Source organism: Microbispora sp. KK1-11 (assembly GCF_006874435.1).
In the GTDB taxonomy this organism is placed as follows: domain Bacteria; phylum Actinomycetota; class Actinomycetes; order Streptosporangiales; family Streptosporangiaceae; genus Microbispora; species Microbispora catharanthi.
This window is the reverse complement of record NZ_VIRJ01000022.1, coordinates 94,703-117,796: the sequence shown is the minus strand read 5'-3', so window position 1 is coordinate 117,796 and position 23,094 is coordinate 94,703. Positions and strand designations below refer to the sequence as shown.

The following is a 23,094-nucleotide window of genomic DNA, read 5'->3' as shown; positions in this document are numbered from 1 at the left end:
ATCCGACCCTACTGGGCGGGGCGTTCGCCGGGCCTCCGTCTGATGGAGGAACCCGCCTACGCCTCAGGTATGCCTCGTCGCGCCCGTCGCCCGACCGCCGCCGTACCGGGACCACAGCGCACGCTGGAGGAACAGCGTCAGCGTGCCGGCGACGACCATCCCGGCGATGTTGACGAGAAGCTGCAGCGCCGAGCCGCCGACCTCGTCCCAGCGCCACAGCGCCAGGGCCACGGCCATGTAGCCGGCCGCGGGGACGGTGGTGACGGAGATGAAGACGCCCACCAGCGCCGAGGACTTGCCCGCCGTGATCGACAGCACCCCGGCCGCGCCGGCGAGCAGCGCCACGATGAACGACCACCGGTCGGGCGTCACGATGAAGCGCACCTCGTCGTGGTGCCGCAGGCTGTCGGGGGAGATCCAGCCGAGGCCGCGCGAGACGAGGGCACAGGCCAGGGTGACGGCGATCGCGGCCGCGAAGCCCAGGGCGAGTGTGCGGGCCGCGGTGCCGACCAGCCGCCACCGGCGGCGGAGCAGGCCGAACGAGACGGCCGCCACCGCGCCGAACTCAGGCCCGAGGACCATCGCGCCGACGATCAGGATCTGCGAGGGGATGAGGACGCCGATCGCGGCGATCTGCGTGGCGATGGCGAGGAACGCCAGGAACGCCCACGTGATGCGGCTGTCGAGGGCCACACGCTGCTCGAAGTGGTCCCACACGACCGCGTCGTCGCCCTCGCCGGGCGCCCGCTCCTCCGCCTCGGCCGCGCCCCGGGAGATCGACAGCTCGATGTCCTCGGCCGTGATCGAGCCGTCCCGCTCCAGGCCGAGCGCCTTGAGCTCGCCGATGACCGTGTTGGCCGCCTCCCTGGCGACGTCGGCGAGCACGACGTCGCCCTCCGGCTTCCTGGCCGCCTTGGCGAGGAGCACGACGTTCGTGACTCCCGGCGTACGGTCGAACACCTCGACGACCTGGTCGGTCCGTTGGAACGGGGAGATGACCCGCAGATGCAGCACGGCCGCATCCTAAGTTCTGCGCAGCCGCACCCGTCTGACGGAGTGGCCGGAGCCCTTGTGCAGGATCAGGCCGGCCCGGTGGCGGGTGGGGGCGATGTTCTCCACCAGGTTGCGTTCGTTGATCTCCCGCCAGACGTTCTCGGCGAACGTCGTCGCCTCCTCGTGCGACAGCGCCGCGATGTGCCGGAAGTAGGACTTCGGGTCGGAGAAGGCGGTGCGGCGCAGCTTGTGGAAGCGCTCCACGTACCAGGTGCGGATGTCCTCCATCCGGGCGTCCACGTAGATGGAGAAGTCGAAGTAGTCGTAGACCGCCAGGGCGTCCGGCGGTGCGGGCTGCAGGACGTTGAGCCCCTCGACGATGAGGATGTCCGGCCGGTCCACCGTCTGCGCGGCGCCGGGCACGATGTCGTACTCCAGATGGCTGTAGACCGGCGCCTCCACCGAGGTACGGCCCGCCTTCACGTCGGCCACGAAGCTCACCAGGGCGCGCCGGTCGTAGCTCTCCGGGAAGCCCTTGCGGTGCATGATCCCGCGCTCTTCGAGCACCTTGTTGGGGTACAGGAAGCTGTCGGTGGTGATCAGGTCGACCCGGGGGTGCTCGGGCCAGCGGGCGAGCAGCGTGTGCAGCAGCCGCGCCGTGGTCGACTTGCCGACCGCGACGCTGCCCGCGATGCCCAGAACGTACGGCGGGGGCGCGTCCTGCTCGCCCAGGAACGCGCCGACGGCCGCGCCGCGCTGCCGCGAACCGGTGAAGTGCAGGTTCAGCAGCCGGGTGAGCGGCAGGTAGATGTCGGTGACCTCGGACAGGTCGATCGGGTCGTGGACGCCGCGCAGCTCCTCCAGCTCCGCCTCGGTGAGCGTGAGCGGTGTGTTCTTGCGCAGGTCACGCCACTGCTCCCGGCTCAGCTCGACGTACGCGTCCCCATCTGCCACGACGGCAAGCGTAGCCATGGCGTTTCCGTGCCCCCACCCGGGGTCGTGCACAGCCTGTGGACAAAAATCGATGGATTACTTCGGCGTGCGACGGGGAAGAACGTTCACTTCACGTCACTGGTCCCTCACCGCTCCTCGTTCGCTCCGTGTCACCGGCCGCGCCGTACGCTGACGGTGTGATCGTGGGCATCGGGGTGGACATGGTCGAGGTGGCGCGCCTGGGTGCGGCCCTGGAGCGCACGCCCGCGCTGCGGACGCGGCTGTTCACCGATGCCGAGGGCGCGCTGCCGCTGGAGTCGCTGGCCGCGCGGTTCGCCGCGAAGGAGGCCGTGGCCAAGGCACTCGGGGGGCCGCCGGGCCTGCGGCACCTGGACGCGGAGGTCGTGCGCGGCGGACACGGCCGGCCCGAGCTGAGGATCACGGGCCGGGCGGCCGAGGTGGCCCGCGACCTCGGCGTACGCAGATGGCATGTCTCCCTGTCGCACGACGGCGGCATGGCGGTCGCCTACGTCGTCGCCGAGTCCTGAGCAGGAACGCCGAGCGAGGGCCCCGGGGAGTCGGCCGTCCCGGCGCGCGGCGGTCCAGGAGACGGGACCGATCGGCCGCGGGAAAGACCGCCGTTTGTGCCGCGGCGGCATTTCCCCGCCGATGCCCGGCGTACGGTGATCGCCATCGCCGACCCGGCAGGCTACCGTCGGACGCATGCGGACCGCCTACACCTCCGACCAGATCCGCTCCGCCGAGCTCGCGCTGATGGCGAGGCTCCCCGAGGGGACGCTGATGGACAGGGCCGCCGCCGGGCTCGCCGCGGTCTGCGCGCACCTGCTCGCCGGCTCCTGCGGCCGGGTGTACGGCTCTCGCGTGGCGCTGCTGATCGGCAGCGGCGACAACGGCGGGGACGCCCTGTACGCCGGAGCCCGGCTGGCTCGCAGGGGAGCGCGGGTGGAGGCGGTCCTCGCCGGCTCGCGCACCCACGAGGGCGGCCTGGCCGCGCTGCGGGCGGCGGGCGGCCGGGCGCATCCGTACGACGCCGCGCGGGCACGTGAACTGCTGGCCGGCGCCGACCTCGTCATGGACGGCCTCGTCGGCATCGGGGGCAGCGGGGCGTTGCGGGAGCCGTACGCGACGCTGGCGGAGCTGACCGCCGAGACCGGCGGCCTGGTCGTCGCGGTCGACGTGCCGAGCGGGGTGGACGCGAGCAGCGGACGGGTCGAGGGACCGGCGGTCCGCGCGCACCTGACGGTGACGTTCGGCGCGTACAAGGCCGGTCTGCTGGTCGATCCCGGCGCCGCCCACGCGGGCGCGGTCGAGCCGGTGGACATCGGCCTGGGGCCCTTCCTGCCGGACCCCGAGGTGGCCGCGCTGACCGCCGACGACGTGGCCGACCTGCTGCCCCGCCCGGGCGCGGAGAGCGACAAGTACCGGCGGGGCGTCGTCGGGATCGCCGCGGGCAGCGACACGTACACCGGGGCCGCCGTGCTCTCGGTCGGCGGTGCGGTGCGCGCCGGCGCGGGGATGGTGCGCTTCGCGAGTTCCGCCGAGCCGGTGCGGCTTGTCAGGGCCCGCTGGCCGGAGGCCGTCACGACCGTGCTCGATCCGTCGCTGGTGCTGAAGAGCTCGCTGGACGAGGTCGGCCGCGTGCAGGCGTGGGTGCTCGGCCCCGGGCTCGGCACGGGCCCGGAGGCGCACGCGGTGGCCCGCGCGGTGCTGTCCACCGGGGTGCCCGTGCTGGTGGACGCCGACGGGCTGACGCTGGTCGCCAAGGACCGCACGCTGCTGCGCCGGGCCGCCCCCACCGTGCTCACGCCGCACGCGGGGGAGCTGTCGCGGCTGCTCGGCGTGCCGCGCGAGCGGATCGAGGCCGGGCGGCTCGAACACGTGCGCAGGGCAGCCGCGGAGCTGGGGGCGACGGTGCTGCTGAAGGGCTCGACCACGCTCGTCGCGGAGGAGCACAGGCCGGTGCGGGTCAACACCACGGGAACGCCCTGGCTGGCCACGGGCGGCACGGGCGACGTCCTGTCGGGCATCGCGGGCGCCCTGCTCGCCGCCGGGCTGACGGGCTACGACGCGGCCTCGTGCGCGGCGTACGTCCACGGGCTGGCGGCGCGGACGGCCGCCGGAGGCGGGGCCGCGGGACGCGGACAGGCGCCGATCGCCGCCCTCGACGTCGCGGAGGCGCTGCCCGAGGCCCTGCGTACGCTCTGACGTGCGGTGTCAGGGCGGGCGCATCCACCCGGGTCCACCTGACACACTGGAAAAATGAGCTTTTCAACGGTGCGCTCCGCGACCCCGGCCGAGGCACGCGTGGACCTGTCCGCCATCACGCACAACGTGCGGCTGCTCGCCGAGTCTGCCGCCGGTGCCGAGATGATGGCCGTCGTCAAGGCCGACGCGTACGGCCACGGCGCGGCGCAGGTGGCGAAGGCGTGCCTGGAGGCGGGCGCGAGCCGGCTCGGCACGGCCGTCGTCCGCGAGGCGCTGGCGCTGCGCGAGGCGGGCGTCACCGCGCCGGTCATGTCGTGGCTCATCACACCCGGCGAGCCGCTGGACGCCGCGCTGCTCGCGGACGTCGAACTGTCGGCCGGGGCGACGTGGGTCGTGGACGACATCGTCGAGGCCGCCCGGCGCACCGGGCGCACCGCCCGGGTGCACCTGAAGGCCGACACGGGCAACTCCCGCGGCGGCGCGACGCCGGCGGACTGGCCGTCGCTGGTCGAGCACGCGCTCGCCGCGCGGGCGAGCGGAGCCATCGAGATCGCCGGGCTGTGGTCGCACTTCGCCTGCGCGGACATCCCGGGCCATCCCTCGATCGAGAGCCAGCTCGCGACGTTCGAGGAGGCGCTCGCCGTCGCCGACAAGGCGGGCGTGCCGAGCGATGCGATCCGTCACTTCGCCAACTCGGCCGCGACCGTCACGCTGCCGCGGGCGAGGTACGACATGGTCCGCACGGGCATCGGGGTCTACGGCCTGAGCCCGATCCCCGAGCTGGGCGACTTCGGGCTGCGCCCCGCCATGACGCTGACGGCCAGGCTCGCGCAGGTCAAGCGGGCCGCCCCGGGCTCGGGCGTGTCGTACGGGCACCTGTACGTCACGGAGCGTGAGACCACGCTTGGCCTCGTCCCTCTCGGGTATGCGGACGGCATCCTGCGAAACGCGACCAATCGGGCGGAGGTGCTGGCGGCGGGCCGGCGGCGGCGGATCGCCGGGCGGGTGTGCATGGACCAGTTCGTCATCGACCTCGGTGACGATCCGGCGGAATCGGGGGACGAGGTGATCCTTTTCGGCCCCGGGGACAATGGCGAGCCGACCTGTCAGGAATGGGCGGATTCCCTGGGCACGATTACTCATGAGATCGTGACGAGGATCGGATCCCGCGTGCCTCGTGTCCATACGGATGGACGCTGAGCCGCGGCTGCGAGGAGGGCAGGCATGAGCACACGTCGCAAGGTCGGGATCGCCGGAGCGGTCTTCGGCGCGGCGTCGGCGGGAGTGGCGGCGGCCACGCTCGCCAAGAGGTACGCCGTCGGCCGCATCCGTCTGCGGCCGGACCTGGAGGCGAGTGAGCCCTTCGGCGAGCTGCACGGACGTTCGGTGACGCTCACGACCTCGGACGGTGTGAAGATCCATGCCGAGATCGACGGCGTGGAGGACGCGCCGCTGACCGTGGTGCTGTGCCACGGCTACTGCCTGTCCTCGGACTCCTGGCACTACCAGCGGCGCGACCTGCGCGACTCCTACCGGCTGGTGCTGTGGGACCAGCGCTGCCACGGCCAGTCCGCCCGCGCGATGGCCAGCGACTGCACGATCGAGCGCCTCGGTGAGGACCTCGCGCTGGTGCTGGACGAGCTCGTCCCTGGGCCGTGCGTGGTGGTGGGCCACTCCATGGGCGGCATGACGATCATGGCGCTCGCGGAGCGGCGGCCCGAGCTGTTCGGCGACAAGATCCGGGGCGTGTCGCTGATCGCGACCTCGGCGGGCAAGCTCGCCGAGATCACTCTGGGCCTGCCCGCCCTGGTCTCCAAGCTCGTCAACCTCGCGGTGCCGTCGGCCGTCTCGATCATGCGCAGGAGCGGCGCGCTGGTCGACCGGGGCCGCGAGGCCGGCACCGACCTGTCGTTCCTGGCGCTGCGTCACCTCGGGTTCGGCGATTCCAAGAACGTCAGCCCCACCGTCGTGGACTTCGTCGAGTCCATGATCAGGGCGACCCCCTCCGAGGTGATCGCCGACTTCTATCCGGCGCTGATGACGCACGACAAGCTCACCGCGCTCGACGTGCTCAACAAGGTGCCCACCGCGATAATCGTGGGCGAACGCGACTGGCTGACGCCGCTCGACCACAGCAGGGCGATCGCGGCGGCCGCGCCGACCGCGCAGCTCACCACGGTGCCGGAGACATCGCATCTCGTGCAGCTCGAACGCCCCGACGCCGTGAACGAGGCGCTGCGCGAGCTGCTGAAGCGAGCCGAGAGGGGGAACACGTGACCACGGCCGAGTTCCGGGCCGCGACCGCAGAGGAGACGCGGGCGCTGGGCGCGCGGCTGGCCGCGCTGCTCGCTCCCGGAGACCTGGTCGTGCTGGGCGGGCCGCTGGGCGCGGGGAAGACGACGCTGGTGCAGGGCATCGCCGAGGGCCTCAAGGTGCGCGGGCCGATCACGTCCCCCACGTTCGTGATCGCCCGGGTCCACCCGTCCCTGTCCGGCGGGCCCGCGCTCGTGCACGCGGACGCCTACCGGCTGGGCGGCACGCTGGAGGTGGACGATCTCGACCTCGACGCTTCGCTGGAGGAGTCGGTGACCGTGGTCGAGTGGGGCGAGGGCCTGGTCGAGGGCCTGTCCGAGGACCGTCTGGAGGTCCACGTCGAGCGGGGCGCCGAGGGTGAGGAGCGCCGCGTACGGGTGACGGGCGTGGGCCCGCGCTGGTCGGGGCTCTCCCTCACCTGAGCACCCGCCACCCGGAGCCGCCCGGAGCCGCATAAAAGGCCGCAACCCGGACTCTGACGTGCGAGAAGGATCTGGAGGGACAAGCCGGGCGTCGTCCGTACGCGATCCAGACCGGTCCGCCGCACAGTCCTTGACGCCTGTCCGCGTTCCTGTGGATCATCGGGAACAAGGAAGATCCTAGGTCATGAGTCGGTAAGGATTTTCTGGGTAAGGGACCGGCGTGGAAGAGGTGTGCCGTTGAGCAGGATCACGCAGGTCGCCGTCGGGGGAGCCTTACTGTTCGGCGCGCTGGGCTGCACCGCGTCGGCCGAGACGGTCTCCGCCGACCCCACGATGACGCTGACCCCGGCTCTGCCGACGCCGCTCGTCTCGCTCTCGCGGCAGGACGTGCGGGTGGAGGTCGATCCGAAGCGGATCGTCGGCGGGTCGACCAAGAGCATCCACATCACCGCCAGGTGCCCGCTGCCCCAGGGCGGCACGGAATATCGGGCGACCGCCCGATCCGACGCCTTCACCGGGCTCGTCACGCTGGTGGCCCCGCCGCCGCCGTCGGCCACCCCGACCGCGACCGTGCCGATGGTGCGCGGCAGCGCGACCATCAGGGCCGGGGCCAAGGCGGGCGGCTACCGCGTGCAGGTGCGCTGTGAGGCCACCAACGACATCGGCAGCGCGTCGTTCAGGATCGTCGCGCCGGAGCCCGACCACACCGAGGACCACACGAGGATTCCCACCCGGGCGCCGCACGCGGGCGGCGGCGGCACGGCGGCCGGGGGCCCGGAAGACGAGTCCGGCCTGCCGACGGGCGTGACCGTCGTCGTGCTGCTGGCCGCGCTCGGCGTCGGCATCGGCGTGGCCCGCAGGCGCTCCGGAGCCTGACCTTGGCACTGTCCACCCGGGGGGTGATCATCGCCGGGGTGGTCACCGGGCTCGCGTTCGCCGCGGTCGCCGGCGGAAAGGGGATGACGGACCAGCCCGCCGTCAGGTCCTCCGTCGTCCCCAAGCGGATCGACATCCCGGCGCTGCACCTCAAGGCCCCCCTGATGAAGCTCGGCCTGTCCGACGAGGGCGACGTCGAACTGCCGCCGTTCGACAAGCCGTCCACCGCGGGCTGGTACACGGGAAGCGCCGTGCCCGGCGACCCCGGCGCCTCCGTGATCATCGGCCACGTGGACACCAAGACCGCTCCCGCCGTCTTCTACCGGCTGCGCGACCTGCGCGAGGGAGAGGTCGTGAAGGTGGTGCGCAGCGACGGCAAGACCGCCTCCTACCGCGTCGACTCGGTGGAGCGCGTGCCGAAGGACGACTTCCCGGCCGAGCGCGTCTACACCGAGGACGGCCTGCGCCTGATCACCTGCGGCGGGAACTTCGACTGGTCGCGGCACGAATACCGCGACAACATCATCGTCTACGCCTCCCTGATCCGCGCCGCCTGACGCGGTCGGCGGCCGCGTGGGCAAGGGCCGTCGCGGCGCCGGGGACCGAGCGGCCGGAGTCGGCTACGGGCGTGGTCGTCCGCCTCCGCACAGCGACTACGCTTGACCTTCGTGCTTGTCTTGGCCTTCGACACCGCCACTCCCGCCGTCACCGCCGCGCTGTACGACGGCGAGCGCGTGGTGGCGGAGTCGACGACGATCGACGCGCGGCGGCACGGAGAGCTCCTCGCACCCGCCGTCGAGCATGTCCTGCGCGAGTCCGGCGTGACGCTCAAGGACGTCACCGCCATCGTCGCCGGGACCGGCCCCGGGCCGTACACCGGTCTGCGGGTCGGCCTGATGACGGCGACGGCGCTGGCCATGACCGCCGGTGTGCCGGCGTTCGGGGTGTGCACGCTCGACGCCCTCGCGTACTCCGCGCGGGAGAGCGGGCCGTTCCTCGTCGCGACCGACGCGCGCCGCAAGGAGGTCTTCTGGGCGCGGTACGGCGACCCGCGTACGCGGCTCGACGGGCCGCGTGTGGACCGGCCGCACGACCTGCCCGGGGAACTGCCCGTGATCGGCGCGGGCGGCGCCATGTACGCCGACGTCATCGGCGCCGGCCGGGTGCGCGGTCCCGAGCATCCCTCGGCAGGAGCGCTCGCGGCCCTGGCGGCCGAGCACCTCGCGACGCTGAGCGAGGAGGAGGCGGCGGAGCTCGCCCGGGTGCCCGAGGGACGCGTGGATTCGGTCGAGAAGGCGCGGGAGCTGGCCGTGCTCGGCCCGCCGCGGCCCATCTACCTGCGGCGTCCCGACGCGCAGGTGCCCGGGGCGCCGAAGCGGGTGACGGCGTGATCCGCCGCGGGGGCATGTCGTGAGGCAGACCGAGGTCGTGCTGCGCCAGATGACCCACGAGGATCTGGCCGTCGTGATGGACATCGAGCGGACCACGTTCCCCGCGGACGCCTGGAGCGAGGCCATGCTGCGCGGCGAGCTGGCCGACCAGCCGCGCACCCGGCACTACGTCGTCGCCGAGGTGGGCGACCGCGTCGTGGGTTACGCCGGCCTGGCGGCGGCGGGTGACCAGGCCGACGTCCAGACGATCGCGGTCCTCGCCGATCACCGGCGTGCCGGCGTCGGGACCGCGCTGATGGACGCGCTGCTCGCCGAGGCCGTACGGCGCGGCGCGGTCTCGGTGTTCCTGGAGGTGCGCGCCGACAACCCGCCGGCGCAGGCGATGTACGAGCGGTTCGGCTTCCGGCGGCTGGGCCTGCGACGGCGCTACTACGACGACGGCACGGACGCCATCACCATGGTGAAGGACCTCGGGCCACGACACGGAGATACGGGGGGCGGGGCATGAGCGAGCGAATACGTGAACACAGTGCGACCCGCGGCCGGGTCACCTGCGCGCCTCCGGCACGACGGGACTCCGAGCCGCAAGGCGAGGAGGTGGCATGAGCAGGCGTGACGAGCCGATCGTGCTGGGGATCGAGACGTCCTGCGACGAGACGGGCGTGGGCATCGTCCGCGGCCACACGCTGCTGGCCAACACCATCGCCTCCAGCATGGACGAGCACGCCCGCTTCGGCGGTGTGGTGCCGGAGGTGGCCTCGCGGGCCCACCTGGAGGCGATGACGCCCACGGTCGAAGGCGCGCTGGCCTCCGCAGGGCTGCGCTTCTCCGACATCGACGCGGTCGCCGTCACCGCGGGCCCCGGTCTCGCGGGTGCGCTGCTCGTCGGAGTAGCCGCCGCCAAGGCGTACGCGCTGGGGCTCGGCGTCCCGCTCTACGGGGTCAACCACCTCGCCGCGCACGTCGCCGTGGACCAGCTGGAGCACGGCCCGCTGCCCAAGCCCTCGATCGCGCTGCTGGTGTCGGGAGGGCACTCCTCGCTGCTCCTGGTGCCCGACGTGGCGCAGGACGTGATCTCGCTCGGGTCGACGGTGGACGACGCTGCCGGGGAGGCGTTCGACAAGGTGGCCCGGGTGCTCGGGCTGCCGTTCCCCGGCGGGCCGCACATCGACAGGGCCGCCCGCGAGGGCTCGGGCACGGCGGTGGCGTTCCCGCGCGGCAAGTACGACGACGGCACCCTCGACTTCTCCTTCTCGGGCCTGAAGACGGCCGTGGCGCGGTGGGTCGAGGCCCGCGAGGCGGCCGGCGAGGCGGTGCCCGTGGCCGACGTCGCCGCGTCGTTCCAGGAGGCGGTCGTGGACGTGCTCACCCGCAAGGCCCTGCAGGCGTGCGCCCGCTACGACGTGAAGCACCTGCTGATCGGGGGCGGCGTGGCCGCCAACTCCCGGCTGCGGGCCCTGGCCCAGGAGCGCTGCGACGCGGCCGGGGTGCGCCTGCGGGTGCCGCGGCCCGGCCTGTGCACCGACAACGGCGCGATGGTCGCGGCGCTCGGCGCGGACCTGGTGGCGGCGGGCGCGACCCCCTCCACCCTGGAGATCCCGGCCGACTCGTCGCTTCCGATCACCGTCGTCAACGTCTGATCGCGCGGCGGGGGGGCGGGTTCTCTCAGTCGGCGTGGCCGCGGGCGGGGCGCAGGAGGACCTCGGCGAGCGCCAGCATGGTCTCCTCCAGCGCGGCGAGCCGCCGGGCCACGTCGCCCCGGGCCGGTTCCATGGCGCGGGTGACCGCGTCGGAGACGGTCTCGGCGATCTGCTCGCGGTCCGGCCTGCTGCGCACCGCGTCCGCGAGGGGCACGACGGCCCCCGCCGCCAAAGTGAGGTCGGCGTTCATGCCCGCGATGGTGGTGCTCATCTCGTCCACGCCGGCGGCGACGTCGCCGACGCCGGCGCCCAGCGCGGTCACCCTGGCGTCCATGCCCTCGACCCCGCTCTCCACCGCCTCGATCCGGCCCCCGACCGAGTCCAGCCGTTCGACGACGACGGCCTCCAGCCGCTCGGTGCGCTCGGTGAGCGCGGCGAGGGCCTTGTCGATCCTGGTGAACCGCCCGGCTGCGGCCTCCATGCTCCCCTGGAACTTGCCGAGCCGGTGCACGACGTCCGCCATCCGGTCGGCGAGGCCCTGGGTGTGGCCGCCGACTTCGTCCACGTGGTCGCGCAGCAGCTCCATGTGCTGGGCCAGCCCCTCCGCCCAGGCGGGCGGCCTGACCGTCATGTCGTCGAGCCGCTGGGTGATCACCTCGAGTGCCATGCCGAGGCCGCCCAGCTCGCGCTCGCGCACCTCGCGCAGGAGCCACTCCATGCCCTCCAGCCGCTGGCGGATCTCGTCGAGCACGGCGCCCTGCGTCCGCTGCTCGTAGACGTGGTCCTGGGCCGCCCGGGCGAGCAGTTCGCGCATCCGGTCGGAGATGGCGGTCTGGCTGCCCGCCTGGAGGAGGTTGTGGCTGGAATGCTCCACCGAGAATGCTCCTTCACTCGCCGAAACATCGGTTCGGCCCGGTCTCGCGCAGATGAACGAACAGGCGGACGCCCGACGGTCAACTTTAGGCCCTGACCCGCGGCCATCAGGCGGGGAATGAGAAAGGCGGTAATTGCCGGTGAATTGTTCCGATTTCAGCCATTCATGCTGGTCACGGGCTGGCAGAGCAGGGCGAACGGCCGTTCCTCGATGCGGGTGAGAACGATCACGGTGGAATTGTCGCCGGAAAGCCGCAGATCCTTGCGCAGCCGTTCGACGTCGACGGCGGACCCGCGCTTCTTGATGGTGACCACGCCGACGCGCCGTTCGCGCAGCACCGCTCTGAGCCGTTTCAGCGAGAACGGCATGACGTCGGTCACCTCGTAGCAGGGCGCCCATTCCGTGCGTACGAGACGGTCGCTCGTGATGTAGGCGATCCGCGGATCGACGAGGCGGCCCGACACGAGGGCGGCGACCTCGGCGACCAGGTGGGCCCGCACCGCGGCGCCGTCGGGCTCGTAGAGGTAGCGGCTCACCGGTCCGGTCTCCGCCTCCGCGCCGGACGCCGTGAGCGTGGACCCGGACGGCAGCAGGGTGGCGCGCCGGCCGCCCGGTCCCATCCCGGTCCAGATCGCCGCCTCCTTCACCTCGCCGCGGTACGACACCCACTCGGCCTCGGCGCCCTCCGGGATGAACTCGTACGGGATGCCGGGGGCCACCTTCAGGCAGGCCGCCGGGGCGCGGGCCACCAGGTCGAGCACGACCGGCCACGTGGGGGAGTACGCCATCGGATCGAAGGTCCGTCCCCTCGCCCCCCTTCTGGCGGGGTCGGCGAACAGCAGGCCGTATCCGCCGGGGTCGGCCAGCGCGGCGTCGCCCATGCGGACGCCGGCCAGACGGGACAGGCCGAGCGCCGCCGCGTTGGCACGGGCGATCTCCACGGTCAGCGGGTCGAGGTCCACGGCGTCCACCGGGCAGCCCGCCCTCGCCAGCGCGAGCAGGTCCCCGCCGATCCCGCAGCAGACGTCCAGCACGGCAGGGCCGTCCTCCGGCTCTCCGGAGGCCCGGATTCTGGCGGCCCGGATTCTGGCGGCGCGGTGTGCGGCGACCTCGGGGCGCGTGGCCTGCTCCAGCCCGTGGGGGGTGAAGTACATGACGGCGGCGTCGGAGCCGAACTTGGCCTCGGCCCGCCGTCGCAGCGACGCCTGCGTGAGCGCCGCCGCCGCCAGGTCCGCCGGGTGGCTCCGGCGCAACGCGCTCGCGGCGGCCACGGGATCGGCGCCGCCGGCGAGTATCTTCACGGCCTCGTCGAGGGCTCCGCGCCCGGCGGGCGTGAGCAGCGTGCGGAAGGCGTCCAGGTCCACGCCCGCGACGCTACCGCCTGCCCGGCGGTCAGCAGGAGCCGACGTCGCCGAGCGAGGTGAGCAGCTTGCAGAGCAGGCCGGACAGCCGCTCCCGGTCCTCGTCGGTGAGGCCGGCCAGCAGCCGCTCCTCGTTGGCCACGTGACCCGCAAGCAGGCCGTCGACCGCCGCCCGGCCCTCGTCGGTGAGGGTGATCAGGACCATGCGGCGGTTGGACGGCGAGACCTCCCGGTGCACCAGGCCCTTGACGACGAGGCGGTCCACCCGGTTGGTGAGCGCCGCGGAGCTGACCATCGCGGCCGTGGCGAGATCGCTCATGCAGAGCCGGTGATCGGGGGTGGACCGGAAGAGAGTCGCGAGCACGTCGAACTCCCACGGTTCGAGGTCGTGCCCGGTGAAGTACTCCTTGATGCCCTTCTCCAGCAGGCGGGACGCGCGGGAGATCCGCCCGGCCACTCCCATCGCCGAGCAGTCCACGTCCGGGCGCACCCGGGCCCACTGGCCGAGGATCCGGTCGACGGCGTCGTTGGCGGGAGCACGGTCGCCGGGAGCACAGGCGCCGGGAGCACGGTCGCCGGGAGCGCAGTCGCCCGCGGTGCCGTCGCCGGCGGTGTCGTTCGTGAGGGTGTCGTTCATGGCGCGCGCGGTCCGGGTCCTCCTCGCCGCTCCTCCTCCATCGGCCATCGTATCCGACACTTCGACGTTGAAATATAAGCCAGAGGTGCGATACCTTCTGCGTCGAACAGTAAGGCGTCGAAGTGTTAGAGGTGGAAGAGATGAAGGTCCTGGTGCTCGGCGCGACGGGGTACATCGGTTCTGCGCTGGCGGAGCGCCTCACGGAACGCGGCCACGAGGTGGTCGCGCTCGTCCGGCCGAAGGCCCGCGACGCCGCCTTACCGGGTGAGGTGCGCCACGGCGACATCCACGAGCCCGAGACGCTCCGCGAGGCGGTCACGCCGGACATCGACGTCGTCGTGCACGCCGCCAACCCCGTCGGGGACGAGGCGGTGGACGTCGCGGCGATCGAGGCTCTCGCCGGCGGCGGCGCGCGGCTCGTCTACATCAGCGGCGTCTGGGTGCTCGGCACCACCACCGAGGCGGCGGGCGAGGACGCGCCGGTGAACCCCATCCCCGCCTCCCGCTACCGTCCGCGCCTGGAAAGGCTCGTGCTGGACGGGGGCGGCGTCGTCGTCAGGCCCGGCATCGTGTACGGCCGGGGCGCCGGCATCCCCACGCTGCTCGCCTCCCCCGAGGGAGAGGGCGGCCGGTACGTCCACGCGGGCGGCCCGGTGCCGACCTGGGCGACCGTGCACGTCGACGACCTGGCGGACCTGCTCGTGGCCTCGATCGAGAAGGCCGAGCCGGGGAGCCTCTTCCACGCGATCGCCGAGGAGGCGGTGAGCGTCGCCGACGTGGCGGCGGCCGCGGGCCGTACGGGGAAGGCGGTGCCGTGGCCGATCGGCGAGGCGAGCGAGGTGCTCGGCCGCCCGTTCGCCGAGGGCCTGGCCCTGAGCCAGGTGGTGAGCGGCGACCTCGCCAGGAAGGTCCTCGGCTGGCAGCCGAGCCGCCCCGGCATCGTCGACGACGTCCGCTCCGGTTCGTACGCCTCCCGCGCCTGACCGTTCCGCGGAGGATGCGGGGCGGGGCCTGCCGGACCGGCCCCGTGACGTCGAGATCCGGATCCCGCCGGGCGGGGTCCGGACCAAGCCTCCGCCAAGCCCCGAAAGGCGATCAGGCCAAGAACACCCCAAGACCGGCTCTACTCCGTCTGGTACCAGAACACGGACTTCCTGCACACCGCTGTGGCCACCCTCTGCATCACCTGCTCCGCGTAGTCGCCCCTTCGCTCCCTCCGGAGGCCGCGATGATGACGCCGGCACGGCGGGCGGCTGAACGGGCGATCTCGGGCGCGTTGCCGCCGGATGCGTCTGACCTGCGATGCCGGTTCGTGTTGACTGTCACGCGCCACTTGCATACTGTTTCGTGTTGGCACTCTCCCAGTGAGAGTGCCAACAGCGACGAGACAGGTCTGACACCCGCGACGGCAGGCCGCTGGTCGCCTCTTCAGCTCATTCATCGCAATCTGAAGGGGAGGTCCGATCGTGACGACCGCCACCAAGGTTCCCGTTAAGCCGCTTGGCGACCGCATCGTGGTCCAGCCGCTTGAGGCCGAGCAGACCACCGCCTCCGGCCTGGTCATCCCGGACACCGCCAAGGAGAAGCCGCAGGAGGGCCGCGTCCTCGCTGTGGGTCCGGGCAACTGGGACGAGGACGGCGAGAAGCGCATCCCGCTCGACGTCAAGGAGGGCGACGTCGTCCTCTACAGCAAGTACGGCGGCACCGAGGTCAAGTACGGCGGCGAGGAGTACCTGGTGCTCTCGGCCCGCGACGTGCTCGCCATCATCGAGAAGTAGGCCGCGTCGGCCAGTGGAGCCCCGGGACTCGCGCCCGGGGCTCCGCGCGCTCATAAGGAGACCTGAATGCCGAAGATCCTGGAGTTCGAAGAGGACGCGCGGCGCGCTCTCGAGCGTGGTGTGAACGCTCTCGCCGACGCAGTCAAGGTGACCCTCGGCCCGCGTGGCCGCAACGTCGTCATCGACAAGAAGTTCGGTGCCCCGACGATCACGAACGACGGTGTGACCATCGCTCGCGAGGTCGAGCTGGACAAGCCGTACGAGAACCTGGGCGCCCAGCTCGCCAAGGAAGTGGCGACCAAGACCAACGACATCGCGGGTGACGGCACCACCACCGCGACCGTCCTGGCCCAGGCCATGGTCCGCGAGGGCCTGCGCAACGTGGCCGCCGGCGCGCAGCCGCTCGGCCTCAAGCGCGGCATCGACAAGGCCGCGCAGGCCGTCAGCGAGCGGCTGCTCGGCAGCGCCCGCCACGTCGAGGACAAGAAGGAGATCGCCAACGTCGCCACGATCTCCGCGCAGGACGCGAAGATCGGCGGCCTGATCGCCGAGGCGTTCGACAAGGTGGGCAAGGACGGTGTCATCACCGTCGAGGAGTCCAACGCGATGGGCCTGGAGCTGGAGTTCACCGAGGGCCTCCAGTTCGACAAGGGCTACCTGTCGCACTACATGGTGACCGACTCCGAGCGCATGGAGGCGGTCCTCGAGGACCCGTACATCCTCATCACCCAGGGCAAGATCTCCTCCATCGCGGACTTCCTGCCGCTGCTGGAGAAGGTCGCCCAGAGCAAGCGCCAGCTCCTGGTCATCGCCGAGGACGTCGAGGGCGAGGCCCTGGCCGTCCTGGTGACCAACAAGATCCGGGGCACCTTCACCTCGGTGGCCGTCAAGGCCCCCGGTTTCGGCGACCGCCGCAAGGCCATGCTGCAGGACATCGCCATCCTCACCGGTGGCCAGGTCGTCAGCGAGGAGATCGGCCTCAAGCTGGAGCACGTCGGCCTCGAGGTGCTCGGCACGGCCCGCCGCGTCGTGGTCAACAAGGACACCACCACGATCGTGGACGGCGCCGGCGACGCCCAGGCGATCGAGGACCGCGTCCGCGAGATCAAGGTCGCGATCGAGCAGTCCGACTCCGACTGGGACCGTGAGAAGCTCCAGGAGCGCCTCGCGAAGCTGGCGGGCGGCGTGTGCGTGCTGCGCGTCGGCGCCGCGACCGAGGTGGAGCTGAAGGAGAAGAAGCACCGCCTCGAGGACGCGATCTCCGCGACCCGCGCCGCGATCGAGGAGGGCATCGTCTCCGGCGGTGGCTCCGCGCTCGTGCACGTGTCCAAGGAGCTCGACGACCTGGGCCTGACCGGCGACGAGGCCACCGGCGTCTCGATCGTCCGCAAGGCGCTGATCGAGCCCGCCCGCTGGATCGCCGAGAACGCGGGCATGGAGGGCTATGTCGTCACCACCAAGATCGCCGCTCTGAACGTCGGTGAGGGCCTCAACGCCGCCACCGGCGAGTACGGCGACCTGGTGGGCCAGGGCGTCATCGACCCCGTCAAGGTGACCCGCTCGGCCGTGCAGAACGCCGCGTCCATCGCCGGCATGCTGCTCACCACCGAGGCCCTCGTCGTGGACAAGCCCGAGGAGGAGGCTCCGGCCGCCAACGGCGGTCACGGTCACGGCCACGGTCACGGCCACTGATTCCGCGCCTTCCGCGCATCGCGCCCCGCGCCCGCCCGCAAGGGCGGACCGCGGGGCGCCGCTTTTTTGCCTCTTGCCCGTTCTGTGTGCGGACGGGCCGTCGGGGGCGAAGCCGGCTCGCGGGCAATGCGAACGACCGGCATGCTTCTTTTTCCCTGTCAAGCCGTCAGCCGTATATCCCTTGTTTTGGGCATTACGGTTGGAATGTTCCAACGGTCGAGTGATCAGTCGATTACGGACTGTTATCGACGCGTCAATGTGACCAATCCGTAGCCGTTAACCATGACGACATGAACGATCGTGACGGGCATCATGCCTAACGTGACCGAGGGATGCGTCGCCGACGCCGTAACTGGGGTAAGGCTTGCGACGAGATCGGATGAGCCCGACCTCAGGGAACTGACCAGCCTTGCCGTACAGGGAGATCGCACCGCGATCGAATCACTGCTGGGACACCTGCGCCCGATGGTGGTCCGCTACTGCAGGGCTCGACTGGGCAGGGTGTCCGGTCAGTACCACATCGCCGACGACGTGGCCCAGGAGGTGTGCATCGCGGTGCTGTCGGCGCTGCCGCGCTACCGCGACATGGGCCGCCCGTTCGCCTCGTTCGTCTTCGGCATCGCCTCACACAAGGTGGCCGACGCCCTCCGCAGCTCGGTCCGCTCGGCCGTGCCCACGCAGGACCTGCCGGACGGGCCCGACGAGGGCCCGGGGCCGGAGGAGACGGTGGTGCGCTACATCGAGGCGCAGCACGCCCGCGACCTGCTCGCCCGGCTCCCGGACACCCAGCGCGAGCTCCTCATTCTGCGGGTGGTCTCGGGCCTGTCCGCCGAGGAGACGGGTAATGTACTCGGCATGTCACCAGGTGCCGTCCGGGTCGCGCAGCATCGTGCGCTCGCCAGGCTCCGGCAGCTGGCCGAGCTGGAGTCGATTGCGTGACCACGAAACGTCGTCGTACGGCTCGCCACCTCGGGTCGTACGGCGATGCCGACGTGGAGGGCGAAGTAATGCGGACGGACGCCGTCCTCGACGCGCTCGCCCGCCGCGAGCCGGTCGGCGGCACGGACGCCGCCATCCGCCTGCTCGGCGCGCTCGTCGCCGACGTGGACGGTCAGTGGCTCTCCTCCGTGTCGATCACGCCGTCCACGTAGCCCCGGGCGTACTCCCAGCTGACGTAGTCGGCCGGGTCGGGCTGGTAGGCCGGCTCGTGGACCTGAGGCCGGCCGTTGTCGATCATCTGGCGCAGGTTGCCGCGCAGCAGGTCCCAGTCGAAGTAGTGCTGTTCGCCGCACTCCGGGCAGTCGAGGACCAGGCCGAGCACGCCCTGGGGTTCGAGCAGGGAACGGAAGACCTCCACGTCGGCGAGATCGGTCAGCGCCTCGTCGCGTTCCGCGAGCGTCAGCGGCTCCACGTCGTCGGGCGCTCCAAGCTCCGCCGCGGGGTCGTTGGGGTCATCCGCGAACGGGTCGCGGGGGACGTCTTCCAGCACGCATCCCACCTTATGACCACGGCCCCCTCCACGAGCGAAAGTGCGCCCCATCTGCTCGTCGGGCCGTGCCCCGGACGCGGGCGTCACAGCCAGCCGCGGCGGGCGGCCTCCACCCCGGCGTGGAAGCGGGACTGGGCCCCCAGCTCCGACATCGCCTCGGCGAACCTGGCCCGCACCGTGCGCACGGAGACGCCGAGGTGGCGGGCGATGGCGTCGTCGGACAGGCCGTGCGCGGCCAGCCGCAGCACCTGCAGCGCGTTGTTGTGCGGGGAGATCGGCGCGGCCCGGGCCCACAGCGCCTCGAACAGCGCCCGCAGCGCCCCCACCGCCACCGGGGCGTGGACCAGGTAGCAGTTGTAGGAGTGCTCGGGCAGCGGGACGCCCCACTCGGCGGGCAGCCCGGCGGTGCCGTCGCCGAGCGCGAAGAACCAGCTCGGCACCGCGTCGAGGGCGCGCAGCCCCGCGCCCGCCGCCGAGAACCGCGCGCACACCTCACGCATGGCGGGTGCGGACACGGCGTCGAGCGCGACGACCATCCGCGGGCGCAGGATGCCGTCCGCGGCGGCCTGGATCCACTGGCCGCCGTACCCGTCCGCCAACCTGGCCATGGTGCGGCGGTCCGGCACGGCCATGACCAGCTCGGCGGGGGGCGCCTGCAGCGCGAGGCCGATCACGCTCTCGCAGAGCTCGTCCGCGCCGCTCACCGGCTCGACCGAGAACCGCCCGCTGCGCCAGTCGAGGCCCGCGTCGTAGTGGTGGGTCAGGCGCCCCGCCGCCGCGAGCACCTCGTCGATCTGGCGCGTCTCCCGCGCCATGCGGTCCAGCCTCTCCGCCACCAGTCGCCCGATCGCCGCGGCCGGGTGGCGGGCGAGGAACTCCTCCCGCCGCCGGTTCACCGCGCCGAGCCGTACGAGCCCGTCCAGGGCGTCGAGCACGTCCTCCGCGGGCCGGTCGACCGCCTCGGCGAGTTCGGTCAGCGTGGCGCGGTGCAGCCGCAGCATGGCCGTGTAGAGGGCCGCCTGGTCGGGGGAGAGGCCGAGGCTTTCGAAGGGGTCGGCCGGGGAGGCGGCGTTGCGCGTCGTACTCATGCTCGCTCCGTCGGTGGTCACACTGGTCGCGCGGCGCCGATGGCACCGCACCGGTCGCGCCGCGCTGATCGCATTGGGCGCACTGATCCACTGGCTCGCCGGCCCCTGGGAGAAAACGTTTCCCGGCGTCCGTTGCGCCGACTTCCGCCCCATCCCCGCCTCGCTTCGGATCGCGAGAATAGCTCGGATTTTCCGCGCTGTCCGTCCCGTTCACACATTTGGCAGGGCTGAGCGTGGCGGCTTTTGTATGGATGTGAGGGTTCGGCATTTGTTTCGGGCGTAGTTTCGAGAGACAGGAAATGCATCTTTGTGCAGTTGCACGTTACGCCATTGCGCGTAGACGCTGTGTGACGCATTCTTGACCCAGCGTTAGCCGGGAACGCCCCGTCTGCCGGGCGCGGAGGGGGGCTCGACGGGCGTGGCGGGCGCGACGCGGGGAAGTGGGGGGACCGGAAGCCGGTCCCCCCACTTTTTGTGCCCTCCCCCTTGACAGGTCTGCCGGATGCGGTTTGGGGCGCCCACTAGACTGACCTCGGGTCTGGCGAGGGACCCACGCGCGAGGACCCACAGCGCAGGAGGGGTGCAGCAGATGGCCAAGTTCACCGAACCGGGACTCACGTTCGACGACGTGCTACTCGTTCCGGCCTATTCGGACCTGCAGCCGGGGGAGGCCGACACGACGACCCGGCTGTCCCGCACCATCACGCTGCGCATCCCGCTGGTGTCGGCCGCGATGGACACGGTCACCGAGGCGCGCATGGCGGTCGCGATGGCCCGGCAGGGCGGCATCGGCATCCTGCACCGCAACCTCTCGATCGAGGAGCAGGCGCAGCAGGTCGACCTGGTCAAGCGGTCGGAGGCGGGGATGGTGACCAACCCCGTCACCTGCTCTCCCGAGGACACCCTCGCCGACGTCGAGCGGCTGTGCGCGACCTACCGGATCTCCGGGGTCCCGGTCACCGACGCGGACGGCGTGCTCGTGGGCATCGTCACCAATCGCGACATGCGGTTCGAGAGCGACCAGAGCAGGGTCGTGCGCGACGTCATGACCCCGATGCCGCTGGTGACGGCGCCGGTGGGCGTCGACCGCGACGAGGCGTTCCGGCTGCTGCGGCAGAACAAGGTCGAGAAGCTCCCGCTCGTGGACGAGGCCGGTCGCCTGCAGGGCCTCATCACGGTCAAGGACTTCACCAAGAGCGAGCAGTACCCGCTCGCGACCAAGGACGCCGACGGCCGCCTGATGGTCGGCGCGGCGGTCGGCGTCGCGGGCGACGCCGAGGAGCGCGCCATGACGCTGATCGAGGCGGGCGTGGACGTCATCATCGTCGACGTCGCGCACGGGCACTCGCGCGGCCTGTGCGACATGATCGCCAAGATCAAGGCCAACGGCCGGGTGGACGTCATCGGCGGCAACGTCGCCACCCGCGCGGGCGCGCAGGCGCTGGTCGACGCGGGCGCCGACGCGGTCAAGGTGGGCGTCGGGCCCGGCTCTATCTGCACCACCCGGGTCGTCGCGGGCGTGGGCGCCCCACAGCTCACCGCCATCTACGAGGCCGCGCTGGCGTGTGGCCCGGCCGGCGTCCCGGTCATCGGCGACGGCGGCCTGCAGTACTCGGGCGACATCGCCAAGGCGCTGGCCGCCGGGGCCGACACGGTCATGCTCGGCTCGCTGCTGGCCGGCTGCGAGGAGTCGCCCGGTGAGCTGATCTTCATCAACGGCAAGCAGTTCAAGTCGTACCGGGGCATGGGATCGCTGGGCGCGGTGCGCAACCGCGAGCGCGGCGGCGCGTCGTTCAGCAAGGACAGGTACGCGCAGGCCGGGGTGTCCGGGGAGGACAAGTACATCCCCGAGGGCATCGAGGGCCAGGTGCCCTACCGCGGCCCGGTCGCGGCGGTGGCCCACCAGCTGGTCGGCGGCCTGCGGCAGGGCATGTGGTACACCGGCTCCCGGACGATCGAGGAGCTGCACGAGAAGGCGCAGCTCATGCCGATCACCGCGGCCGGGCTCAAGGAGAGCCACCCGCATGACATCCAGATGACGGTCGAGGCTCCGAACTACCACGGGCGCTAGGTCGTGTCTGACAAATCATGGCCCTGCTGCGCGTGGCCCAGGCGGCGCCTCGCTACGTTGTCGTCGTCGCCGATAACGCTGTTATCGGCTCCTCCGCCTTGCGCTGCATCCACCTGGATCCACGCTCGCGACGGGCAGCATTTGTCAGAGACTCCTAGGTCGTACCGGAAGAAACGGAAAGAACAGGCGATATGACACAGGTGGAGATCGGGCGCGGCAAGAGCGGGCGGCGTGCCTACGCGCTGGACGAGATCGGCATCGTGCCCTCCCGGCGCACCCGTGACCCGGAGGAGGTGTCGATCTCCTGGCAGATCGACGCCTACCGGTTCGAGTCTCCGCTCGTGGCGAGCCCGATGGACAGCGTCGTGTCGCCGCAGACGGCCATCGAGATCGGGCGCCTGGGCGGCCTCGGCGTGCTCGACCTCGAAGGGTTGTGGACCCGCTACGAGGACCCGGCGCCGCTCCTGGAGGAGGTCGCCACCCTCGACCGGGAGGCCGCGACCAGGCGGCTGCAGGAGATCTACACCGCGCCGATCAAGGACGAGCTGATCGGCCGGCGCATCGAGGAGATCCGCGCGGCCGGCGTCACGACCGCCGTACGGCTGTCGCCGCAGCGCACCGTGCAGCACCACAAGGCCGTGATCGACGCGGGCGTGGACATCTTCGTGATCCGCGGCACGACGGTCTCCGCCGAGCACGTCTCCGGCCGGGCCGAGCCGCTGAACCTCAAGCAGTTCATCTACGAGCTCGACGTCCCGGTGATCGTGGGAGGCTGCGCGACGTACACGGCGGCGCTGCACCTCATGCGGACCGGCGCGGCCGGCGTGCTGGTCGGCTTCGGCGGCGGCGCCTCGCACACCACCCGCAACGTGCTGGGCGTGGTCGTGCCGATGGCCACCGCGATCTCCGACGTGGCCGCGGCCCGCCGCGACTACATGGACGAGTCGGGCGGCCGCTACGTCCACGTCATCGCCGACGGCGGCATGGGCGGCTCCGGCGACATCGCCAAGGCGATCGCCTGCGGCGCTGACGCCGTCATGGTGGGCTCGCCGCTCGCGCGGGCCACCGAGGCCCCCGGCCGCGGGTTCCACTGGGGCTCCGAAGCCCACCACCCCGAGCTGCCGCGAGGCAAGCGGGTCGAGTTCGGCACGATCGGCACGCTGCGGGAGATCCTGCACGGCCCGTCGTCGCTGGCCGACGGCTCGATGAACCTGCTCGGCGCGCTGCGCCGCACGATGGCCACTGCCGGCTACTCCGACCTCAAGGAGTTCCAGCGCGTCGAGGTGGTCGTCGCCCCGCCGCAGCGCTGA

24 protein-coding genes are annotated in these 23,094 nt (G+C 72.0%); 17 read left to right on the top strand and 7 right to left on the bottom strand.

Annotated elements, in window-relative coordinates:
• Positions 1 to 63: 63 nt before the first annotated feature.
• Positions 64 to 1,014, bottom strand: a complete 951-nt coding sequence (locus FLW16_RS27810) for a DUF389 domain-containing protein (RefSeq protein WP_142563102.1) — start codon at positions 1,012 to 1,014, stop codon at positions 64 to 66.
• A 9-nt stretch (positions 1,015 to 1,023) separates the two neighbouring features.
• Entirely contained in the window at positions 1,024 to 1,965 is a 942-nt protein-coding gene (gene coaA / locus FLW16_RS27805; protein WP_142563101.1) for a type I pantothenate kinase, read from the bottom strand.
• Positions 1,966 to 2,123: 158 nt separating this feature from the next.
• Between coaA and FLW16_RS27800 the strand changes: the two genes are divergently transcribed.
• From FLW16_RS27800 to tsaD, 10 genes are all read left to right on the top strand, one after another.
• Positions 2,124 to 2,474: a holo-ACP synthase gene (locus FLW16_RS27800; protein WP_142563100.1), complete on the top strand. Its 351-nt coding sequence runs from the start codon at positions 2,124 to 2,126 to the stop codon at positions 2,472 to 2,474.
• 175 nt (positions 2,475 to 2,649) lie between these two features.
• A complete protein-coding gene (locus FLW16_RS27795; protein WP_142563099.1) occupies positions 2,650 to 4,152 on the top strand; it encodes an NAD(P)H-hydrate dehydratase in 1,503 nt (500 codons plus the stop codon).
• A 54-nt stretch (positions 4,153 to 4,206) separates the two neighbouring features.
• Positions 4,207 to 5,352 carry an alanine racemase gene (gene alr / locus FLW16_RS27790; protein ID WP_142563098.1) on the top strand — a complete coding sequence of 382 codons (1,146 nt, stop codon included), beginning with the start codon at positions 4,207 to 4,209 and terminating at the stop codon, positions 5,350 to 5,352.
• Positions 5,353 to 5,376: 24 nt separating this feature from the next.
• A complete protein-coding gene (locus tag FLW16_RS27785) occupies positions 5,377 to 6,429 on the top strand; it encodes an alpha/beta fold hydrolase (protein WP_142563097.1) in 1,053 nt (350 codons plus the stop codon).
• A complete protein-coding gene (tsaE, locus tag FLW16_RS27780) occupies positions 6,426 to 6,887 on the top strand; it encodes a tRNA (adenosine(37)-N6)-threonylcarbamoyltransferase complex ATPase subunit type 1 TsaE (protein WP_142563096.1) in 462 nt (153 codons plus the stop codon). The genes FLW16_RS27785 and tsaE overlap by 4 nt, the downstream gene beginning before the upstream one ends.
• A gap of 237 nt (positions 6,888 to 7,124) precedes the next feature.
• Positions 7,125 to 7,763 carry a hypothetical protein gene (locus tag FLW16_RS27775; protein ID WP_142563095.1) on the top strand — a complete coding sequence of 213 codons (639 nt, stop codon included), beginning with the start codon at positions 7,125 to 7,127 and terminating at the stop codon, positions 7,761 to 7,763.
• A 2-nt stretch (positions 7,764 to 7,765) separates the two neighbouring features.
• Entirely contained in the window at positions 7,766 to 8,320 is a 555-nt protein-coding gene (locus FLW16_RS27770; RefSeq protein ID WP_142563094.1) for a class F sortase, read from the top strand.
• Between the two features lie 111 nt (positions 8,321 to 8,431).
• A complete protein-coding gene (tsaB, locus tag FLW16_RS27765; RefSeq protein ID WP_142563093.1) occupies positions 8,432 to 9,154 on the top strand; it encodes a tRNA (adenosine(37)-N6)-threonylcarbamoyltransferase complex dimerization subunit type 1 TsaB in 723 nt (240 codons plus the stop codon).
• A 49-nt stretch (positions 9,155 to 9,203) separates the two neighbouring features.
• Positions 9,204 to 9,662, top strand: coding sequence for a ribosomal protein S18-alanine N-acetyltransferase (gene rimI, locus FLW16_RS27760; RefSeq protein WP_142563139.1), 459 nt, complete (start codon positions 9,204 to 9,206; stop codon positions 9,660 to 9,662).
• Between the two features lie 94 nt (positions 9,663 to 9,756).
• A complete protein-coding gene (tsaD, locus tag FLW16_RS27755; RefSeq protein ID WP_142563092.1) occupies positions 9,757 to 10,794 on the top strand; it encodes a tRNA (adenosine(37)-N6)-threonylcarbamoyltransferase complex transferase subunit TsaD in 1,038 nt (345 codons plus the stop codon).
• 25 nt (positions 10,795 to 10,819) lie between these two features.
• Here tsaD and FLW16_RS27750 read toward each other — a convergent pair whose 3' ends face one another.
• The 3 genes from FLW16_RS27750 to FLW16_RS27740 form a co-directional block, all read right to left on the bottom strand.
• The gene (locus FLW16_RS27750) at positions 10,820 to 11,668 is read right to left on the bottom strand and encodes a hypothetical protein (protein WP_142563091.1); all 849 of its coding nucleotides are present in this window, start codon (positions 11,666 to 11,668) and stop codon (positions 10,820 to 10,822) included.
• A gap of 155 nt (positions 11,669 to 11,823) precedes the next feature.
• The gene (locus FLW16_RS27745; RefSeq protein WP_142563090.1) at positions 11,824 to 13,032 is read right to left on the bottom strand and encodes a class I SAM-dependent methyltransferase; all 1,209 of its coding nucleotides are present in this window, start codon (positions 13,030 to 13,032) and stop codon (positions 11,824 to 11,826) included.
• 28 nt (positions 13,033 to 13,060) lie between these two features.
• Positions 13,061 to 13,666, bottom strand: coding sequence for a MarR family winged helix-turn-helix transcriptional regulator (locus FLW16_RS27740; RefSeq protein ID WP_142563089.1), 606 nt, complete (start codon positions 13,664 to 13,666; stop codon positions 13,061 to 13,063).
• Between the two features lie 140 nt (positions 13,667 to 13,806).
• Between FLW16_RS27740 and FLW16_RS27735 the strand changes: the two genes are divergently transcribed.
• The 5 genes from FLW16_RS27735 to FLW16_RS27715 all read left to right on the top strand — a co-directional run bounded on the left by FLW16_RS27735 (position 13,807) and on the right by FLW16_RS27715 (position 18,287).
• Positions 13,807 to 14,649: an NAD-dependent epimerase/dehydratase family protein gene (locus FLW16_RS27735; protein ID WP_142563088.1), complete on the top strand. Its 843-nt coding sequence runs from the start codon at positions 13,807 to 13,809 to the stop codon at positions 14,647 to 14,649.
• Between the two features lie 480 nt (positions 14,650 to 15,129).
• Positions 15,130 to 15,444 carry a co-chaperone GroES gene (gene groES / locus FLW16_RS27730; RefSeq protein ID WP_111699864.1) on the top strand — a complete coding sequence of 105 codons (315 nt, stop codon included), beginning with the start codon at positions 15,130 to 15,132 and terminating at the stop codon, positions 15,442 to 15,444.
• A 66-nt stretch (positions 15,445 to 15,510) separates the two neighbouring features.
• Positions 15,511 to 17,136 (top strand): chaperonin GroEL, encoded by a 1,626-nt coding sequence (gene groL, locus FLW16_RS27725; protein ID WP_142563087.1) that lies wholly within the window; start codon positions 15,511 to 15,513, stop codon positions 17,134 to 17,136.
• A 312-nt stretch (positions 17,137 to 17,448) separates the two neighbouring features.
• A complete protein-coding gene (locus tag FLW16_RS27720) occupies positions 17,449 to 18,075 on the top strand; it encodes a sigma-70 family RNA polymerase sigma factor (protein ID WP_142563086.1) in 627 nt (208 codons plus the stop codon).
• Positions 18,072 to 18,287 (top strand): anti-sigma-D factor RsdA, encoded by a 216-nt coding sequence (locus tag FLW16_RS27715; protein ID WP_139573619.1) that lies wholly within the window; start codon positions 18,072 to 18,074, stop codon positions 18,285 to 18,287. The genes FLW16_RS27720 and FLW16_RS27715 overlap by 4 nt, the downstream gene beginning before the upstream one ends.
• On the opposite strand, the gene FLW16_RS27710 is transcribed toward FLW16_RS27715, so the two are convergent.
• Both FLW16_RS27710 and FLW16_RS27705 read right to left on the bottom strand, forming a co-directional pair.
• Complete coding sequence (locus FLW16_RS27710; RefSeq protein WP_142563085.1) at positions 18,248 to 18,625, bottom strand: DUF5319 domain-containing protein; 378 nt, start codon at positions 18,623 to 18,625, stop codon at positions 18,248 to 18,250. The genes FLW16_RS27715 and FLW16_RS27710 overlap by 40 nt on opposite strands.
• Positions 18,626 to 18,708: 83 nt before the next feature.
• Complete coding sequence (locus FLW16_RS27705) at positions 18,709 to 19,713, bottom strand: LuxR family transcriptional regulator (RefSeq protein ID WP_142563084.1); 1,005 nt, start codon at positions 19,711 to 19,713, stop codon at positions 18,709 to 18,711.
• A gap of 589 nt (positions 19,714 to 20,302) precedes the next feature.
• Between FLW16_RS27705 and guaB the strand changes: the two genes are divergently transcribed.
• Complete coding sequence (gene guaB / locus FLW16_RS27700; RefSeq protein ID WP_142563083.1) at positions 20,303 to 21,784, top strand: IMP dehydrogenase; 1,482 nt, start codon at positions 20,303 to 20,305, stop codon at positions 21,782 to 21,784.
• 191 nt (positions 21,785 to 21,975) lie between these two features.
• The gene (locus FLW16_RS27695; RefSeq protein WP_185949620.1) at positions 21,976 to 23,094 is read left to right on the top strand and encodes a GuaB3 family IMP dehydrogenase-related protein; all 1,119 of its coding nucleotides are present in this window, start codon (positions 21,976 to 21,978) and stop codon (positions 23,092 to 23,094) included.

Coding starts and splice junctions, on each gene's coding strand:
- coaA (WP_142563101.1), bottom strand. CDS start 1,965: ATGGCTACGCTTGCCGTCGTGGCAGATGGGGACGCGTACGTCGAGCTG.
- FLW16_RS27795 (WP_142563099.1), top strand. CDS start 2,650: ATGCGGACCGCCTACACCTCCGACCAGATCCGCTCCGCCGAGCTCGCG.
- alr (WP_142563098.1), top strand. CDS start 4,207: ATGAGCTTTTCAACGGTGCGCTCCGCGACCCCGGCCGAGGCACGCGTG.
- FLW16_RS27785 (WP_142563097.1), top strand. CDS start 5,377: ATGAGCACACGTCGCAAGGTCGGGATCGCCGGAGCGGTCTTCGGCGCG.
- rimI (WP_142563139.1), top strand. CDS start 9,204: ATGACCCACGAGGATCTGGCCGTCGTGATGGACATCGAGCGGACCACG.
- tsaD (WP_142563092.1), top strand. CDS start 9,757: ATGAGCAGGCGTGACGAGCCGATCGTGCTGGGGATCGAGACGTCCTGC.
- FLW16_RS27740 (WP_142563089.1), bottom strand. CDS start 13,666: ATGAACGACACCCTCACGAACGACACCGCCGGCGACGGCACCGCGGGC.
- FLW16_RS27735 (WP_142563088.1), top strand. CDS start 13,807: ATGAAGGTCCTGGTGCTCGGCGCGACGGGGTACATCGGTTCTGCGCTG.
- groL (WP_142563087.1), top strand. CDS start 15,511: ATGCCGAAGATCCTGGAGTTCGAAGAGGACGCGCGGCGCGCTCTCGAG.
- FLW16_RS27720 (WP_142563086.1), top strand. CDS start 17,449: ATGCCTAACGTGACCGAGGGATGCGTCGCCGACGCCGTAACTGGGGTA.
- FLW16_RS27705 (WP_142563084.1), bottom strand. CDS start 19,713: ATGAGTACGACGCGCAACGCCGCCTCCCCGGCCGACCCCTTCGAAAGC.
- guaB (WP_142563083.1), top strand. CDS start 20,303: ATGGCCAAGTTCACCGAACCGGGACTCACGTTCGACGACGTGCTACTC.
- FLW16_RS27695 (WP_185949620.1), top strand. CDS start 21,976: ATGACACAGGTGGAGATCGGGCGCGGCAAGAGCGGGCGGCGTGCCTAC.